17 protein-coding genes are annotated in these 16,102 nt (G+C 71.0%); 10 read left to right on the top strand and 7 right to left on the bottom strand.

Going from position 1 to position 16,102, the window contains the following annotated elements; all coding sequences use genetic code 11:
• Positions 1–11 precede the first annotated feature (11 nt).
• On the top strand, positions 12–587 hold the full coding sequence (locus ASC98_RS19625; RefSeq protein ID WP_056810149.1) for a DUF3501 family protein: 576 nt from the start codon (positions 12–14) through the stop codon (positions 585–587).
• Between the two features lie 10 nt (positions 588–597).
• On the opposite strand, the gene ASC98_RS19630 is transcribed toward ASC98_RS19625, so the two are convergent.
• The 4 genes from ASC98_RS19630 to rarD form a co-directional block, all read right to left on the bottom strand.
• The gene (locus ASC98_RS19630) at positions 598–2,016 is read right to left on the bottom strand and encodes a hypothetical protein (protein ID WP_157598089.1); all 1,419 of its coding nucleotides are present in this window, start codon (positions 2,014–2,016) and stop codon (positions 598–600) included.
• A gap of 78 nt (positions 2,017–2,094) precedes the next feature.
• Positions 2,095–2,979, bottom strand: a complete 885-nt coding sequence (locus ASC98_RS19635) for an alpha/beta hydrolase (RefSeq protein WP_056810005.1) — start codon at positions 2,977–2,979, stop codon at positions 2,095–2,097.
• A gap of 69 nt (positions 2,980–3,048) precedes the next feature.
• Positions 3,049–3,948, bottom strand: coding sequence for a chitosanase (locus tag ASC98_RS19640; protein ID WP_304433556.1), 900 nt, complete (start codon positions 3,946–3,948; stop codon positions 3,049–3,051).
• Between the two features lie 97 nt (positions 3,949–4,045).
• Positions 4,046–4,921: an EamA family transporter RarD gene (rarD, locus tag ASC98_RS19645; RefSeq protein WP_056810010.1), complete on the bottom strand. Its 876-nt coding sequence runs from the start codon at positions 4,919–4,921 to the stop codon at positions 4,046–4,048.
• A gap of 44 nt (positions 4,922–4,965) precedes the next feature.
• Here rarD and ASC98_RS19650 point away from each other — a divergent pair, with 44 nt between their 5' ends.
• From ASC98_RS19650 to ASC98_RS19660, 3 genes are all read left to right on the top strand, one after another.
• Positions 4,966–5,235 carry a MoaD/ThiS family protein gene (locus ASC98_RS19650; protein ID WP_056810152.1) on the top strand — a complete coding sequence of 90 codons (270 nt, stop codon included), beginning with the start codon at positions 4,966–4,968 and terminating at the stop codon, positions 5,233–5,235.
• 17 nt (positions 5,236–5,252) lie between these two features.
• A complete protein-coding gene (locus ASC98_RS19655) occupies positions 5,253–6,329 on the top strand; it encodes a hypothetical protein (protein ID WP_056810153.1) in 1,077 nt (358 codons plus the stop codon).
• 165 nt (positions 6,330–6,494) lie between these two features.
• Entirely contained in the window at positions 6,495–7,025 is a 531-nt protein-coding gene (locus ASC98_RS19660) for a hypothetical protein (protein ID WP_157598088.1), read from the top strand.
• Here the strand turns inward: ASC98_RS19660 and ASC98_RS19665 are convergent, their stop codons facing one another.
• A complete protein-coding gene (locus ASC98_RS19665; RefSeq protein WP_056810019.1) occupies positions 7,026–7,400 on the bottom strand; it encodes a YchJ family protein in 375 nt (124 codons plus the stop codon).
• A gap of 7 nt (positions 7,401–7,407) precedes the next feature.
• Complete coding sequence (locus tag ASC98_RS19670; RefSeq protein WP_056810023.1) at positions 7,408–8,382, bottom strand: helix-turn-helix domain-containing GNAT family N-acetyltransferase; 975 nt, start codon at positions 8,380–8,382, stop codon at positions 7,408–7,410.
• A gap of 131 nt (positions 8,383–8,513) precedes the next feature.
• Here ASC98_RS19670 and imuA point away from each other — a divergent pair, with 131 nt between their 5' ends.
• The 4 genes from imuA (at position 8,514) to ASC98_RS19690 (ending at position 12,814) form a co-directional block, all read left to right on the top strand.
• A complete protein-coding gene (imuA, locus tag ASC98_RS19675) occupies positions 8,514–9,320 on the top strand; it encodes a translesion DNA synthesis-associated protein ImuA (RefSeq protein ID WP_082542094.1) in 807 nt (268 codons plus the stop codon).
• 27 nt (positions 9,321–9,347) lie between these two features.
• The gene (locus tag ASC98_RS19680; protein ID WP_056810026.1) at positions 9,348–10,877 is read left to right on the top strand and encodes a DNA polymerase Y family protein; all 1,530 of its coding nucleotides are present in this window, start codon (positions 9,348–9,350) and stop codon (positions 10,875–10,877) included.
• Between the two features lie 25 nt (positions 10,878–10,902).
• Positions 10,903–12,393 carry a S8 family serine peptidase gene (locus ASC98_RS19685; RefSeq protein WP_162249314.1) on the top strand — a complete coding sequence of 497 codons (1,491 nt, stop codon included), beginning with the start codon at positions 10,903–10,905 and terminating at the stop codon, positions 12,391–12,393.
• A 94-nt stretch (positions 12,394–12,487) separates the two neighbouring features.
• Positions 12,488–12,814, top strand: coding sequence for a hypothetical protein (locus ASC98_RS19690; protein WP_056810033.1), 327 nt, complete (start codon positions 12,488–12,490; stop codon positions 12,812–12,814).
• Between the two features lie 36 nt (positions 12,815–12,850).
• On the opposite strand, the gene ppx is transcribed toward ASC98_RS19690, so the two are convergent.
• On the bottom strand, positions 12,851–14,353 hold the full coding sequence (gene ppx, locus ASC98_RS19695; protein WP_056810036.1) for an exopolyphosphatase: 1,503 nt from the start codon (positions 14,351–14,353) through the stop codon (positions 12,851–12,853).
• 100 nt (positions 14,354–14,453) lie between these two features.
• On the opposite strand from ppx, the gene ASC98_RS19700 reads away from it, so the two are divergent.
• Together ASC98_RS19700 and ASC98_RS19705 are read left to right on the top strand one after the other, a co-directional pair.
• On the top strand, positions 14,454–15,266 hold the full coding sequence (locus ASC98_RS19700) for a dienelactone hydrolase family protein (RefSeq protein ID WP_056810040.1): 813 nt from the start codon (positions 14,454–14,456) through the stop codon (positions 15,264–15,266).
• A gap of 57 nt (positions 15,267–15,323) precedes the next feature.
• The gene (locus tag ASC98_RS19705) at positions 15,324–16,100 is read left to right on the top strand and encodes a ZIP family metal transporter (protein ID WP_056810042.1); all 777 of its coding nucleotides are present in this window, start codon (positions 15,324–15,326) and stop codon (positions 16,098–16,100) included.
• The last annotated feature ends 2 nt before the right edge of the window (positions 16,101–16,102 follow it).

Consider the following 16,102-nt stretch of genomic DNA (forward strand, 5'->3'; position numbering starts at 1 on the left):
GGGGCGTCGAGATGATCACGAAAGACAGCCTGCTGACGCTGGAGGCCTACGCGAGGATCCGCCAGGCGCAGCGGCCGGCGTTCATCGCGCACCGCCGGCTGCGCTCGGTGGCGCTGGGCGAGCACGTCACCGTGCAGTTCGAGGACGAGCAGACGATCCGGCGCCAGATCCAGGAGATGCTGCACATCGAGAAGATCTTCGACGAGGACGGCATCCGCGGCGAGATCGAGGCCTACGCGCCGCTGCTGCCCGACGGCGGCAACTGGAAGGCGACGATGCTGATCGAGTACCCCGACGTGCACGAGCGCCGCCGCGAGCTGGCGCGGCTGATCGGCATCGAGGACCGCATGTTCGTCGAGGTCGAGGGCCATGCGCGCGTCTACGCGATCGCCGACGAAGACCTGGATCGCGAGACCGACGAGAAGACCTCGGCGGTGCATTTCCTGCGCTTCGAATTTCCGCCCGCTGCACGTGAAGCGCTGCGCGCCGGGGCGGCCTGCAAGCTGGGCTGCGACCACACGCACTACCCGGCGCATGTGGCGATCAGCGCGGAGACGCTGGCGTCGCTGGCCGGGGACCTGCGGTAGGCCGAAAGGGTCACTGCCGGGCGGACGGTTCGTCGATCCAGCGGCTGTGCCGTTCGCACAATTGCAGCATTTCGTCGGCCGTGAGGATGTCGAACTTTCGGCCCAGCTTCACGAGGTGCAGCATGTGCGGCCCGGTCCTCTGGGTGGAGGGCTCCTGCAGCAAGGCCAGCATGGCGTGCCGGCGCGCGGCGCGTGCGGCTGCCCAGACGGTCTTCGACACCCGGATCACGCCTTGGCAGTCCCGCATGTCGGGCGCGGCTTTCCGACCCACCAGGAACTCGGCCACCACGGGGCCGATGTCCGACACGGGCCCGAGCTGGTGTTGCGCCATGGCGGCATTGAGGAAGCTGCTGCAGGCAGGGGCCATCATCTCGACCGGCGCGACGGCGAAGCGGTCCCTGTTGGTGGCCAGCGCGGCGGACAACTCGGCGGGGAGTTCGCGCGGCAGATCGTCGCCATGGACATCGAGGAGCGTGAGGGCGCTGAAGGCGCCGTTCCGCCGGACCGCACCGATCCAGGCCTGCAGGCCCATCGCCTCGAACACATGACACGACACGGTCAGCGACGTCAGTCGCAGCAGACTGGCAATCGCCTGCGTGAGCGCCGCGGCGGTGTTGCGGGTCGCGACTTTGGGAGCGCGGTCGATGTCCACCGTCAGCGATGCCAACGGCAAGGATGAGCCGGCCCTCGACATCGTCTGGAACAGTCGCGAGAGATCGCAACCCGCCGCAAGCCTGAGCCTCAGATCCTGCAAGGCCGGCATTCGCATCAGGGGGACCGCGATCTGGTCGAAGTGATCGGCGGTCCAGGATTCGTCGATGCACAATTCCAGGCATTGCAGGTCTTGCAGGCTGGACAGGGTCTCTGACAGCACGGCGGCGATGGCGTCCGGCTGGTCGTCGGTCCAATGGCGCCACGATGAGAGGTGGTGGTGGGATCGCAATCCACGCGCGATGCTCAGGCCGACGCCGGGGTCCATGTCTTCCGGCGTGATGTGGAAGCTGCGCAGGTGGTGCGTGCTCGACAGCGCTACTTCCAGCACGGCGATGTCCTGGACTTCGGCGCTGAAGTTCTCGAGCTTCATGTCGACGATCTGCGGGCAGGCGTGGAGCAGGTGAGCGATCAACTCGGGGCTGGGGCTGATGATGTCGTGGGTCAGCGCGCCTGCGCAGAACAGCGTGGCGATGTGCGCAAAATTGTCCACCCAGTCCTCGCCGTTGCAGGTCTGAAGCAGCTTGGTGTGGTCGGGGCCATTCCATGTCGACGCAAAGCTTGCGGACGGCAACTGGGTGGCCAGGCGCCAGATGGCTTGATGGGTGTCGAGGTTCGGGTTGAACTTGCCTCCTTGCATCAGTTCGGCCATGAGCACGACGCCTGTGCAGGAAGGCTTCTGTTCGTTGGAGGCCGATGAAGATCGCAGGCGTTTCATGGTGGGCAGGCGACGAAGCGAAGTGGAAAGCCTGTGAGTGGCGATTCGCCGCATCCGGTTTCCAGACATGTGTCTGTGTCAGGGGGGCGATCGCCCGACGCCGAACAGCTCGGCCACCGCTTCCCGGTACTGCGGCTGCCCCAGGTCGTTGGTGCTGTGGTGCGATGCGCCTTCGATCAGCACGAAGCGCTTCGGCTCTCGGGCCCGCTCGAACAGCGCGCGGCCGAGCGCCGGCCGGATCAGGGTGTCGTCGCTGCCGTGCACCACCAGCACCGGCGAGCCGACGTCGGCGATGCGCGATGCGGCGTCGAAACGCTGCGTGATCAGCGGGCCGACCGGCAACCAGCCCCAGCGGAAGGTGGACACCACGTCGGGAATCGACGTGAAGCTGCCTTCGACGATCAGGCCGGCCTCGTCGGGCACCTCGGCCGCGAGCTGCACCGCGATCGCGCCGCCGAGCGAGTGGCCGAAGATGAAGCGGCGGGACTGCGGGCGCTTGTGCGCGAGCCAGTCCCAGGCGGCATGGGCGTCTTCATCGGCCAGCGCCTGCGACGGCAGCCCGGCGCTGCTGCGGCCGAAGCCGCGGTAGTCGATCGCGAGCACCGAGAACCCCAGTTCGTGCATGCGCCGCATGCGGGTCGCGCTGGTGCGCACGTCGAAGCGGGCGCCGTGCAGGTAAAGCAGCACCGGGGCCGTCGGGTCGTCTTGCGCCAGCCACAGGCCGTGCAGGCGGACCGCCTGGTCGCGCGATTCGGCGAGGGTCGAACGGTAGTCGATCCAGGCGTCGTCCATGCCCTTGGCGGCCGCGGCCCCGCCGGACCAGACGCGGTCGCCGGGCTGGAAGATCCACGCGCGCTGGCGTTCGTCGAGCGACGCGCAGCCGATCTGCAGGCCGAGCAGCAGGGCCAGGCCGGCCGCGAGGGCGGCCGGGCGGTGCCATCGGCGGAGGGACAACGGGCGCATCGGGCAAGGATGTTGCCACGCCGTCGAACAGGCGACGGCGCCGCTCGGGCTTTCCGGCCGCGCCGGGCGCTACTTGATGCTGAAGCTGTCGCCGTAGACCTTCCAGTTCAGCGGCGTGTTCAGGTCGAAGTTGCCGGCCTTCAGCCAGACGCGCTGCGCGGTGTCGACGCGCGTGGTGTCGCTGTGCGCCTCTTCGGTCTTCATCGCGGCCACGCGGGCATCGAGGAAGGCGTTCAGGTAGGCCGTCTCGTCGCCGCCTTGTGCGGGCGTCCTGGCCTTCGCCATCGCCGCCTTGCGGATGCCGCCGAAGCTGACGCCGTCGTTGCCCGGGCCGTGCATCACGATCGCGTCGTAGTAGGCGAACTGGCCGAGCGCGCGCAGCCCGTCGGTCTTCGCCTGGCTGACGGCCGGGTTGAAGTAGGTGTCGTCGCGCACGCTGTCCTGCGACTGCTGGAAGACCACGTCGGCCGCGGCGATCTTCCAGTCGCCGGTGTAGTTCGGATCGAGCCCGGCGTGCGAGTCGCTGCCGTTCACCTTCTTCAGCGCCGCCAGGTATTTGGCCAGCACGTTGTTCGGCGAGCGCTGGGTGTAGTCCTGGACGACCTCCAGCATGTCGCTGGTGCCGGAGCAGAAGCCGATGATGCCGCCGGTGTAGCCGCGGCCGTCGCCGATGTCCTGGATGTAGGCGTACTGCGCCTTCCAGTTCAGCGACGAGTTCTCGGCGCTGGACACGATCTGCATCGCGATGTCTTTCTTGCGGGCATCGGTCAGGTCGGCCGACGATGGCGCCGGAGCCGGAGCCGGGGCAGGGGCAGGGGCAGGGGCTGGAGCGGGTGCCGGTGAAGGCGCGGGTGCGGGTGCCGGCGGAGCGCCCGACACCGGCGGGGACGATTCGTCGTCCGAGCCCCCGCCGCAAGCGGAGAGGGCCATGCTCAACGACAGCAGCGCAACGCGGGTTCGACGGTTCATGATGGAAAAGTCCGGTGGAATCGTTTCCATTCTGAACGCGCGATGCCACCGCGGCGGTGCCGGGTTGTGACCAGCTGCAACCCCGCTGTCGGCGGCTTCAGGCGCGGGTGCGCCGCGCGGCCCGCCAGCCTTCCACGCTGTACACCGCCAGCGCCAGCCAGATCAACCCGAAGCCCGCCAGCCGCGCGCCGCCGAACGGCTCGCCGAACAGCCACACGCCGAGCCCGAACTGGATCGTCGGGCCGATGTACTGCATCAGCCCGAGCGTCGTCATCGAGATGCGGCGCGCGCCGGCGGCGAACAGCAGCAGCGGCACCGCGGTGATCGGCCCGGCCGCCAGCAGCCACAGGTTGGTCGCGGTGTCGGGCAGCGGGAAGAGCCCGGTGCCCTGCGCCTGCCAGAACAGCAGCGCGGCGACGGCCAGCGGTGCGAGCAGCATCGCCTCCAGCGCCAGGCCCTCCAGCGGCCCGAGCACCGCCACCTTGCGCAACAGCCCGTAGCTGCCGAAGCTCGCGGCCAGCACCAGCGCGATCCACGGCAGCTGGCCGGCCTGCACCGTCAGCCAGACCACGCCGGCGCTCGCCAGTGCGAGCGCGACCCACTGGCCGCGCCGCGGCCGCTCGTGCAGTACGGTGTAGCCGAGCAGCACATTGACGAGCGGCGTGATGAAGTAGCCGAGGCTCGCGTCGATCACATGGCCGTTGTTGACCGACCAGATGTAGGTCAGCCAGTTCACCGCCAGCAGCAGCGCGCTGGCGGCGAACGCGCCGAGCACGCGCGGCTGGCGCAGCAGCGGCCGCAGCCAGCTCCACTGGCGGCGCACGCCCAGCACCATCAGCACGAAGACCAGCGACCACACGATGCGGTGTGCCAGCACCTCGCCGGCCGGCAGCATGGCGAGCCGGCGGAAGAACAGCGGGAAGACGCCCCACAGCGCGAAGGCGAAGGCAGCGTAGAAGAGTCCGTAATTCATCCGGTGGATTGTCGCGGCTGGCCGCGGCGGGCATCATCGCGCCCATGGCCCACGTCGTGTTCACGCAGCAGCTGCGCCGCTTCATCGAGACGCCCGAGCTCGATGTCGACGCCGTCAGCCTGCGCGGCGCGCTCGACGCGGTGTTCGCCACGCACCCGCGGTTGCGCGGCTACGTGCTCGACGAGCAGGGCCACCTGCGGCCGAACGTGGTGGCCTTTGTCGACGGCGTGCGCAGCGACGACCGCGTGGCACTGGCCGATGCATTGCGGCCGGACAGCCGGATCCACGTGATGCAGGCGCTGTCCGGCGGTTGATCTTCAAGGAGTTGCCGATGTCTGACCGTGCCTGGGTCGCCACCCGCAAGGGCCTGTTCGAACTGACACGCGGTCGCGGCGGCGCCTGGGAGATCGCCCGCACCAGCTTCCTTGGCGAGCCGGTGTCGATGCTGCTGCCGCCCGGTGCCGACGGCCGCCTGCTGGCGGCGCTGAACCTCGGCCACTTCGGCGTCAAGCTGCATGCATCCGACGACCAGGGCGTCACGTGGCACGAGGTGGCGGCACCGGCTTTTCCGGCGCAGCCGGAAGGCGCGACCGGCGTGCCGTGGAAGGTGGTGCAGGTGTGGTCGCTGGAGCGCGACCACGGCACGCTGTGGCTGGGCACCTTGCCGGGCGGGCTGTTCCGCAGCGGCGACGGCGGCGATTCGTGGCAGCTGGTCGATTCGCTGTGGCAGCGGCCGGAGCGCGCCGAATGGTTCGGCGGCGGCTACGACGTGCCCGGCATCCATTCGATCTGCCCGCATCCCGCACGCGCCGGCGATCTCGTGCTGGGCATCAGCTGCGGCGGCGCCTGGGTCACGCACGACAACGGCGCGAACTGGCTGCTGCAGGCCGACGGCATGCGCGCCGCCTACATGCCGCCGGAGCAGGCCGGCTCGCCGAACACGCAGGATCCGCACCGCATCGTGCGCTGCGCCGCGCAACCGGACGTGCTGTGGACCCAGCACCACAACGGCATCTGGCGCTCGACCGATGCGTCGGCCTCGTGGCAGCAGGTGACGAGCGCGCCGCTGTCGGACTTCGGCTTCGCGGTCGCGGTGCACCCCGGCGACGCGCAGACGGCCTGGTTCGTGCCGGGCGTCGCCGACCAGCAGCGCGTGCCGGTCGGCGGGGCGCTGGCAGTCAACCGCACGCGCGACGGTGGCGCGAGCTTCGAGACGCTGCGCAGCGGCCTGCCGCAGCAGCACTGCTACGACCTGCTGTACCGCCACGGGCTCGACGTGTCGCCCGACGGCCGCAGCCTGCTGATGGGCAGCACGACCGGCCATGTGTGGGGCAGCGACGATGGCGGCGACACCTGGGCCGCGCTGCCGGCGCAGTTGCCGCCGGTGTATGCGCTGCGCTTCGGTTGATGCCGCGCCCGATTCACGCACACCGGTTGATACATCGACTGACACCTTGTGGCGCCATGTGCACACCCGGCGCGCTACCGTCCCCTTGATCTCGGGGGGACGCGTGTTGCAGCGCATGACAAGCCCACCCGCGCTCCGGACAATCGGAGCTGTCGAGGAAGCGCCGTGCCCACCACCATCACCGTCGGAGCCCGTTCCATTTTCGTCACCGCGACGGCATGGGTGTTCATGCTGCTCGGCGCACTGGCCTGTGCGTCGGCGCTGCTGCAGAACGCGATGCTGGTGTCGGGCGGGTTCCGCAGCGAAAGCCTGCAGGTCAGCGGCCTGTTCGGGCTGCTGATCGCCCACCTGCCGTGGGTGGTCAACGCCGGGCTCGTGATGTCGCTGGCCACGCTGGTGTCGGCGGTCGGCCTGCTGCTGCGGCTCAACTGGGCGCGCCGCACCTTCATCGCGCTGCTGCTGCTGGCGATCGTCGCGAACCTGCTCGGGCTGTGGCTGCAGCAGGAGGTGATGCAGTCGGTGGCCGACAGCACGCTGAGCACCGCGACGCTGCCGCCGCGGGCGCTCGGCGTGTTCGGCGGTTTCGTGACCGCGGCGCGCGTGATGGCGGTGCTGGTGACGCTCGGTGCCTGCGGGTTGCTCGGGTGGATCATCCGCCGGCTGATGTCGGCCAGCGTGCGTCAAGAATTCGCCTGATCAGAATTCCCCGTCGACGTAGAACCAGCGGCCTGCGTCGCGCACGAACCGGCTGATCTCGTGCAGCCGCTGCGCGCGGCCGCCGAGCTTGCTGCGGGCGACGAACTCCACCGTTGAGTGATCGGCATCCTGCGATGCATGCCGGCGCACCTCCAGCCCCAGCCAGCGCAGGCCCGGCGGATCGGGTTCCAACATGGCGGGCCGCGTGCTCGCGTGCCAGGTCGCCAGCAGGTAGTCCGGCAGGCCGTTGACGAAGGCGCTGTAGCGCGAGCGCATCAGCGCTTCGGCATCGGGCGCCTGCAGGTGCAGCGGGCCGGCGTGGTAGCGGCCGCAGCAGTCGGGGTAAGCGCGAGGCAGGCCGCAAGGGCAAGTCATGTCGGGGTCAGTCCAGGTCGAGGGTCCAGGTTTCTCCGACCAGATCGTGCCCGAAACTGTGGTGCGGCTCGCTCGCGACCAGCTGGTAGCCTGCTGCCGCGTAGATGCCGCGCGCGGCCAGCAGGTTGCCGTTGGTCCACAGCGTGATGCGCCGGTAGCCGGCGTGGCGTGCGAAGCGCTCGCACTCTTCGACCAGCCGGCGCCCCAGCCCCAGCCCGCGGGCCGACGGTTCGACCAGCAGCATGCGCAGCTGGGCCACGCCCTGTTGCACGGCCTGTGTGGCCTCGTCGCGCGCCTGCACCAGGAACACGCAGCCGACGTTCGCGCCGTCGCGCTCGGCGATCCAGCAGGCCTCGCGCGCCGGCTCGAAGCGCTCGATGAAGCCGGCCGCGATGCGCGCCACCAGCGCCTCGAAGGCGATGTCCCAGCGGTACTCCTGCGCATACAGCGCGCCGTGGCGCGCGATCACCCAGCCGATGTCGCCCGGGCGGTGCGGCCGCAGCAGGTAAGGCTCGCGCGAGCGGCGCACCGGGTCGTCGTCGAGCAGGCGCTGCAGCGTGCCCATCGCCTGCAGCAACTGCTGCTGCGACGGCTCGTCGAGCGCCGCGAGCAATGCCTGCACCTGCTGCTGCGAGCCGCTGTCCAGCGGCGCGAAGGCGGCCCGGCCGGCGTCGGTGAGCGACAGGTGCGATTGCCGCGCATCGCTGGCCGACGGCGTCGCCTCGATCAGCCCGCGCTCGCGCAGGCCGCGCAGCAGCCGGCTCAGGTAGCCGGGGTCGAGCTCCAATGAGCGCGCGAGCGCGCCGGCCGTCGGCTGCGCCTGGTGCGCGAACTCCCACAGCAGCCGCGATTCGGTCAGCGTGAAGCCGCTGTCGACCAGGCCCTCGCGCAGCACGCCGATGCGGCGCGTGTAGAAGCGGTTGAAGGCGCGCACCGCGTCCACGCGGGCGTTCGGATCGACGGGAGGAAGGGCGTCAGGCATCGGGACATCGTGCCGCAGATGATTGCCAAAAGCAATGATCAATGTGCCGAAGGCTTCTTCCAGGGGACTTGTAACGGCATGACCCCGTTTTCAGGTGGATCGATATACTGGATGTTCATACAGTAGTCGCCATGCCTTCCATCGCCTCCTTCGCCGCCGCCCCCGCCCGCCTGCCGCTGCCCGAGCGGCTGCACACCAGCGTCTGGCGGGGCCACCAGATGGGGCGCAGCGTCGAACGCGCGCTGCCCAGCGGCTTTGCGGCGCTCGATGCCGAGTTGCCCGGTGGCGGCTGGCCGCGCCGTGCGCTCAGCGAGCTGCTGCTGCCGCATCCCGGCCTCGGCGAGATCCGCCTGCTGGCCCCGAGCCTCGCCGCCACGCAGCGGGCCGGTCGGCTGGTGATGCTGTTCGATCCGCCGGCCGCGCTGTCGGCCTGGGCACTGATGCAGATGGGGCTGGACGCCGAGCAGCTGCTGGTGATCGACACCGGCACGCAGGGCATTCCCGGCGTCGACGGCCGGCCGCACGAGGCCGGCGTCGATGCGCGGCTGTGGGCGCTGGAGCAGGCGCTGCACAGCGGCCATGTCGGCGCGGTGCTGGCCTGGTTGCCGCCGCGCCTGCGCGCCGAGCGGCTGCGCCGCCTGCAGGTGGCGGCCCATGCGCACGACGGCCCGGCCTTCGTGCTGCGCGAGATGGCGGTACAGCAGCAGGCGAGCCCGGCGCCGCTGCGGCTGGCACTGCGGGCCGGCGGGGCCGATGCCCTGAGCGTGCGGGTGCTGAAGCGCCGGGGGCCGCCGCTGGCGCACGAGCTGCTGCTCGAGCTGCCGCCGGTGCTGTCCGCCAGCGCCACGCGCAAGGCGCGCGAACTGGCGGCGCAGGCGGTCGAGGCCACCGGCGCGGCGCCACCGCTGCGCGCCGCGACCTTCGTCAACCTGGCCTGATCCGGCACCTGCTGCAATGGGCGCGCGATGCTCTGGATCGGTCTTCACCTGCCGCTGCTGCCGCTGGAATCCTTCCTGGCGACGCTCCCGGCGGGCCACGGCGGCAGCGAGCCGGCCGTCGCGCTGGTCGAGGCGCACCGCATCGTCCACGCCAACGCGGCCGCGCAGGCGCTGGGCGTCAAGCCGGGGCTGAAGCGCGCGACCGCGCTGGCGCTCGCACCGCAGTTGCTGATCGGCCAGGCCGATGCGTTGCGCGACCGGCAGGCGCTGACCAGCGTCGCGCATGCGGCGCTGGCGTTCACGCCGGCGGTCAGTTTCGCGCTGCCGCAGGGCGTGCTGCTCGAGGTCGAGGCGAGCCTGCGCTACTTCGGCGGACGCGACGCGCTGCTGCAGCGGCTGCGCGACGCGCTGCGGCCGCTCGGCCATGCGCTGCACTGCGTCAGCACGCCGACGGCGCAGGGCGCGGCGCTGCTGTCGCGCAGCACCGACGGCCTGCATTGCGCCGATGCCGCCGCGCTGCAGCGCGCACTCGATGCCGCGCCGGTCTGGCTGCTCGGCCCGGGCCGCGAGCACTGGGAGGCGTTGCAGGGCATGGGCCTGAACACGCTGGGCGACCTGCGCAGCCTGCCGCGCGCCGGGCTGACGCGCCGCTTCGGCGAGGCGCTGCTGGTCGAGCTCGACAGCGCGCTCGGCCGCCGCCCCGACCCGCGCGTGTCGATCGAGCTGCCGGCCAGTTTCGACAGCGCGCTCGAGCTGTTCGCGCGGGCCGACACCACCGAGCAGGTGCTGCACGGCGCGCAGGTGCTGCTGGCGCGGCTGGTGGCATGGCTTGCGGCGCAGCATGCCTTCGTGCGCCGCTTCAGCCTGCAGATGAAGCACGAGCCGCGCTGGCGGCGCGACGCCGGCACGCCGCTGCACACCACGCTGGAGATCGCGCTGGCCGAGCCGTCGCGCGACCCGAAGCACTTGATGGCGCTGCTGCGCGAACGGCTGTCGCAGGTGGCCCTGCCGGCGCCGACGCTGGAACTCGCGCTGCGCGCCAGCGACATCGCACGCCAGCCGCCGCCGAATACCGAGCTGTTCCCGACGCCACGCAGCGAGCGCGAAGGGCTGACGCGCCTGCTGGAGCGGCTGCAGGCGCGGCTCGGCCGCGAGCGGGTGCAGCGGCTGGTGCCGGTGCAGGACCACCGGCCCGAATGCGCCGGCCGCATGGAAGCCGCCGCGCTGGACGGCAGCCCACCTGCCCGCACCGGGCCGCCGTTGCGCCGGGCCGAGGTGCTGGCGCGCTGCGCGGTGGCACGCCCGGTGTGGCTGCTGCCGCAGGCGCTGCCGCTGGCGCAGCGGCAGTCGAGGCCGCTGCTCGACGGCGACGCGCTGCAGCTGCTGGCAGGCCCGGAGCGCATCGAGGCCGGCTGGTGGGACGGCGATGCGGTGGAGCGCGACTATTTCATCGCGCAGCAGCCGGATGGGGCGCTGGTGTGGATCTACCGGGCGCGCATGCCGCTGTCGGCGCAGTCGGAGGGGGAGGGGTGGTTCCTGCAGGGGCGGTTCGGGTAGCCCGTGTTTCGAAGGGAAGGACGAGATGGATCGGACCAGGATCAGGCGACAGGTGGAGCGCCTGCTCGACGAGCAGGCCCAGCAGACGCTCAGCATCATCGTGCAGGGTCGGCATGAAGGCCTGCGCCAGGCCATCGTCGAGGCGGCGGAGCGTGCGATCGAGCGGCGCGCGGTGACCAATGCGGCCGACCTGCTGCCGCCGCCGGCGCAGGAGCGGCTCGCCGGCGACAAGGCCGTGGCGCGCCATGCCGCCGACGTTCACGCGTTGCGCAAGACCGGCATCAAGGCCATCGAGCCGATGCAGGAGGCGGCCTTCGTGCGGTTCTCGCGCAAGGCGAGGCGGGCGGACGAAGGCGGCCGCATGCGCGCCTTGCCGCTGGCCGGTGCGGCGGCGATGGAGATCGATCGCGACGACCTGGCACAGCTGCCCGAGGCGCTGCCGCAAGCGCTGGCCGTGTTCGCGAACCGGCGTGTTCCGGTCCCGCCGCGCATGCGTGCCACCGCCTTGCCGCCGGAAGTCGCGCAGCGTGCCACCCACGCCTGGGGCATCGAGGCCTCGGGCGCCCTGGCCAGCTGGGGTGCCTTCGAGGCCCGTGGGCAGGGTGCTCGCGTGGCGGTGCTGGACACCGGGGTGGAACCGTCCCATCCGGATCTCGCCGGCAAGGTGGCGGGGTTCGCCGAGTTCGATGCGCGAGGGCGCCTGGTCGCGCAGGGGGTCGATGCAGCCTGGGACGCCGACGGGCACGGCACCCACGTCTGCGGCACGATCGCCGGCGGCCGCGCCAGCGGGCGATGGATCGGCATGGCCCCGGAGTGCAAGCTGCTGGTGGCCAAGGTCCTCGGCAAGGCCGGGGGCACCGACGAGCAGATCCTGAAGGGCATGGAGTGGGCGGTCGCCGAAGGGGCCGACGTGATCAACATGAGCCTGGGCGGCCTGTCCTTCGAGCCTTCGGTGCTGGACACCTACACCTCGGCGCTGATCGCCGCTCGCCAGGCCGGCATTCCGTGCGTGGTGAGCGTCGGCAACGAGGGCGCCCAGACCTCGGGCTCGCCGGGCAACGATTACTTCGCGCTGGCCGTGGGTGCGATGGACGTGAACGACCGGGTCGCCGCCTTCAGTGCCGGCCGCACGCAGATCGTCGAGGAATCGGAGGCCATCGCCCCGCGCAACCTGCCGCTCGTCTACTCGAAGCCCGACCTGGGCGCGCCCGGCGTGCAGGTGTATTCCTGCATCGGCAGGCAGCGCTGGGAGCACCTGAACGGCACGTCGATGGCGGCGCCGCACGTTGCCGGGGCCATCGCGGTGCTGCTCAGCCGCACGCCGCAGGCGAAGAAGGGGGCGGCGCTGCTGAAGCTGGCCGGGTGGGACCGCTCCGACACGTTGATCCAGCTGATCGTCGGCAGCGTGGTCGACCGGGGCGAGAACGGCCCGGACCACCGGTTCGGGCATGGAAAGCTGGCGCTTCTGCCGGCTTTCGGACACGCGATCGATCGCGGGTACCTGCCCAAGGGTTGAAACCGGGCGCCGCTCGGGGTACCCTGGGTGTCCAGGCCAGATGCACGCGCGCCGCCGCGGTGGCCGATCTGGCATCCAGTCTTGGCAGTCCCGCATGACCACAACGCACAGCGCACTGAAACACGATGACCTGGTGGAATTCGCCAGCCAGTCCGGATCGCGGCGTGCGTCGGTGATCATCGAGGCCCGGCGTCCGGCGACACCGGTCGGCGGGCGGCGCGCCCCTCCCCGGATCGTGGCGCAGATGAGCGAGCTTCAGTGCGATCTGGAGCGCCTGGGGCTGGCAGCACGTGCTCGCCGCAATGACCTGGCCGGCGCGTTCGTCGTCGAGGTCACCCCGCGCCAGCTGCGTGAACTGGCGGCCACGCCGTCGGTCCAGGCCATCCGGCCGAACCAGTTCCACGGGCGGGTGGCGGCGTAGAACCGCTGCGGGGCCTGCCTCGGTTCCTGGCGAGGCTCAGCGCGGCGCCAGCGCCAGCTTCAATGCACCGCTGCGCTGCCACGCCTCCACTTCCTCGTTCAGCAGGAACAGCGTGCGCGGATGCGTCAGCACCCAGGCCTCGCTGAAGCCGAGCGTCGCCTGCCGGCCGCTCAGTTCCAGGCGCAGCGCGGTCGCATCGACCGGCCCGCGCGCATGGCACTTCAGGATCGCCAGCCGCAGGCACATCACCTGCACCGCGAAATCGGCGTTCGCGAGCTGCGGCTCGACCTTGCGCAGCCCGCCGCGCTGCGCCAGCACCAGCTCCGCCAGCCGGCGCTGCTGCGACTGCGAGAACCCCGCCGCGTCGACATTGCCCAGCACGTAGGCGCTGTGCCGGTGGTGGTCGTGGTGCGAGATCATCATGCCCATCTCGTGCAGCGCGCAGGCCCAGCGCAGCTCGCGCGCCTGGATCGGGCTGCGCTGCGGCGCGGCGCTGGCATGCAGCGCGTCGGCGACGCCCGCCACCCGCCACGCCTGCGTGGTGTCGACCTCGAAGCGCCGCTGCATCTCGACCACCGAGGCATCGCGCATGTCGTGCCCCTCGCGGTCGCGCGATTCGGCATGCAGCCGCTCGTCGAGGTCGAAGATCACGCCCTGGCGCAACGCACCGCGCGCCGGCTGCAGCAGCTGGATGCCGAAGTGCGTCGCGAGCGTGTACAGGATCGCGAGGCCGCCGGCGATCACCGCGCGGCGGTCTTCCTTCAGCCCGGGCAGGTTCAGCTTGTCGATGCGGCCGGCCTTCAGGCACTGCTCGATGCACCAGCGCAGCCCGTCGGGCGTGATCGCGCCGTCGGTGATGCCGCTCGCCTGCAGCAGCTGCGACACCGCACCGGCGGTGCCCGACGAGCCCAGCGCCTCGCGCCAGTGCTGCGGCGCGAACGGGGTCAGCGCTTCTTCGAGCTCGGCACCGGCGGCCACCTGCGCGGCGCGGAACGCGGCCTCGGTGAAACGGCCGTCGGCGAAGTAGCGCATCGACAGGCTGACGCTGCCGACCTGGAACGACTCGGCGCGCAGCGGCGTGCGGCCCTGCCCGAGGATCATCTCGGTCGAGCGCCCGCCGATGTCGATCACCAGCCGCGGGTCTTCCGACGGCTGCAGCCGCGCCACGCCGGCATAGATCAGCCGCGCTTCCTCGCGGCCCGAGATCACCTCGATCGGATGCCCCAGCACTTCTTGCGCGCGCAGCAGGAAGGCGTCGCGGTTGCGCGCCTCGCGCAGCGTCTGTGTCGCGACCGCGCGCACCTGGGCGGGCTCGTAGCCGCGCAGCCGCTGTGCGAAGCGGCCCAGGCAGGCCAGGCCGCGCAGCGTCGCGTCTTCCGTCAGCAGGCCCGACTTGTCGAGGCCGGCGCCCAGGCGCACGGTCTCCTTCAGGTAGTCGATGCGCTTGTAGCGGCCCGGGCTCAGTTCGCCGATCTCCAGGCGGAAGCTGTTGGAGCCCATGTCGATGGCCGCAAGGTGGTCGGGGAATCGGCTGGTCATCGCGCGATTCTCACTTGGTTTGCCGGCAGACCTCGTCGCGGCCAGGGCCGGCGCGCTGAAAATAGAATCGCGCCCACTCAGTCCAGACAGGGAGACCGCCATGCTCGTCACCGCAGGCCAGGGCTATGCCGCATCGGTGCAGCCGGTCACCGCGCAGGCCATCGTCACCGATGCGCACGGCCTGGCCGCCGGGCCGGTCACGATCCCGGTCGGCGATTTCGCGATGCCGGCCTACCGCGCGATGCCGGCCGGCGGCACGAAGCTGCCGGTGATCGTCGTCGTCAGCGAGATCTTCGGCGTGCACGAGCACATCGCCGACGTCGCGCGGCGCTTCGCGAAGCAGGGCTACCTCGCGATCGCGCCCGAGCTGTTCGTGCGCCAGGGCGATGCGAAGGCCTACACCGACATGACGCTGCTGGTCTCCGAGCTGATCAGCCAGGTGCCCGACGCGCAGGTGCTGAACGACCTGGATGCGACCGTCAGCTGGGCTTCGACGCAGGGCGGCGACGTGTCGCGGCTGGGCGTCACCGGCTTCTGCTGGGGTGGGCGCATCACCTGGCTGTTCGATGCGCACAACGCCGCGGTGAAGGCCGGCGTGGCCTGGTACGGCAAGCTCGCGACGCCAGCCACCGAACTGCAGCCGCGCCGCCCGGTCGACATCGCCGGCCGGCTGCACGGCCCGGTGCTCGGGCTGTACGGCGCGGCCGACACCAGCATCCCGCTTGACACGGTTGATAAGATGAAATCAGCCTTGGCCGCGGGTGCCGCTGCGTCGAAGGCTTCCGAGATCGTGCTCTACCCCGACGCGCCGCACGCCTTCCATGCCGACTACCGGCCGAGTTATCGGCCCGAGGCGGCCCAGGACGGCTGGCGGCGTTGCCTCGACTGGTTCAAGGCGCACGGCGTCGCCTGAGCAGCCCTGGCTTGTCCCGAGCCGCGCACCGCGCGGCTTTTTGTTTGATCGAGTCCCATGACCCTCTTCTACATCGTGCTCGCGACCTTTGCCGGCGGGCTGCTGTCGGTGCTGCTGGCCGCCAGCCTGACGGTCAATGTGCTGGGCCGCATCGTGCACCACCTGGTGAGCCTGTCGGCTGGCGTGCTGCTGGGCACCGCGCTGCTCAACATCCTGCCGGAGGCCTTCGAGAGCAAGGCCAGCCCGCAGAGCCTGTTCATGACGCTGCTGATCGGGCTGCTGTTCTTCTTCCTGCTCGAGAAGGCCGAGCTGTACCGCCACGGCCATCACCATGAAGGCGACGAGCACCACCACCACCACGGCTTCGACAAGCACCAGGCCGGCCGCGGCGGCTGGACCGTGCTGCTGGGCGACAGCATCCACAACTTCTGCGACGGCATCATCATCGCGGCCGCCTTCCTGACCGACACGCGGCTGGGCATGTTCACCGCGCTCGCAATCATCGCGCACGAGATCCCGCAGGAGGTGGGCGACTACATCGTGCTGCTGAACGCCGGGCTGTCACGCCGCAAGGCGCTGCTCTACAACGCGATGTCGGGCATGGCCGCGGTGGTCGGCGGCGTGGTGGGGTACGTGGTGGTCGGGCCGTGGGAGGCCCTGTTCCCGTACCTGCTCGTGATCGCGTCGAGCAGCTTCATCTACGTGGCGGTGGCCGACCTGATCCCGCAACTGCAGCACCGGCTGTCGGCGAAGGACACGGCGGCCCAGCTCGGCTGGCTGGGCGTGGGCCTGGCGATCGTGATCTTCGTCGCCAGCCACGCCCACCACCACTGAGG

This window comes from Rhizobacter sp. Root1238, assembly GCF_001425825.1.
Classification (GTDB): domain Bacteria; phylum Pseudomonadota; class Gammaproteobacteria; order Burkholderiales; family Burkholderiaceae_C; genus Rhizobacter.

Excerpts from the sequence above, each read along its gene's own strand:
- ASC98_RS19625 (WP_056810149.1), top strand. The coding sequence starts at position 12 with ATGATCACGAAAGACAGCCTGCTGACGCTGGAGGCCTACGCGAGGATC.
- ASC98_RS19630 (WP_157598089.1), bottom strand. The coding sequence starts at position 2,016 with ATGAAACGCCTGCGATCTTCATCGGCCTCCAACGAACAGAAGCCTTCC.
- ASC98_RS19635 (WP_056810005.1), bottom strand. The coding sequence starts at position 2,979 with ATGCGCCCGTTGTCCCTCCGCCGATGGCACCGCCCGGCCGCCCTCGCG.
- ASC98_RS19640 (WP_304433556.1), bottom strand. The coding sequence starts at position 3,948 with ATGAACCGTCGAACCCGCGTTGCGCTGCTGTCGTTGAGCATGGCCCTC.
- rarD (WP_056810010.1), bottom strand. The coding sequence starts at position 4,921 with ATGAATTACGGACTCTTCTACGCTGCCTTCGCCTTCGCGCTGTGGGGC.
- ASC98_RS19650 (WP_056810152.1), top strand. The coding sequence starts at position 4,966 with ATGGCCCACGTCGTGTTCACGCAGCAGCTGCGCCGCTTCATCGAGACG.
- ASC98_RS19655 (WP_056810153.1), top strand. The coding sequence starts at position 5,253 with ATGTCTGACCGTGCCTGGGTCGCCACCCGCAAGGGCCTGTTCGAACTG.
- ASC98_RS19665 (WP_056810019.1), bottom strand. The coding sequence starts at position 7,400 with ATGACTTGCCCTTGCGGCCTGCCTCGCGCTTACCCCGACTGCTGCGGC.
- ASC98_RS19670 (WP_056810023.1), bottom strand. The coding sequence starts at position 8,382 with ATGCCTGACGCCCTTCCTCCCGTCGATCCGAACGCCCGCGTGGACGCG.
- imuA (WP_082542094.1), top strand. The coding sequence starts at position 8,514 with ATGCCTTCCATCGCCTCCTTCGCCGCCGCCCCCGCCCGCCTGCCGCTG.
- ASC98_RS19680 (WP_056810026.1), top strand. The coding sequence starts at position 9,348 with ATGCTCTGGATCGGTCTTCACCTGCCGCTGCTGCCGCTGGAATCCTTC.
- ASC98_RS19685 (WP_162249314.1), top strand. The coding sequence starts at position 10,903 with ATGGATCGGACCAGGATCAGGCGACAGGTGGAGCGCCTGCTCGACGAG.
- ASC98_RS19690 (WP_056810033.1), top strand. The coding sequence starts at position 12,488 with ATGACCACAACGCACAGCGCACTGAAACACGATGACCTGGTGGAATTC.
- ppx (WP_056810036.1), bottom strand. The coding sequence starts at position 14,353 with ATGACCAGCCGATTCCCCGACCACCTTGCGGCCATCGACATGGGCTCC.
- ASC98_RS19700 (WP_056810040.1), top strand. The coding sequence starts at position 14,454 with ATGCTCGTCACCGCAGGCCAGGGCTATGCCGCATCGGTGCAGCCGGTC.
- ASC98_RS19705 (WP_056810042.1), top strand. The coding sequence starts at position 15,324 with ATGACCCTCTTCTACATCGTGCTCGCGACCTTTGCCGGCGGGCTGCTG.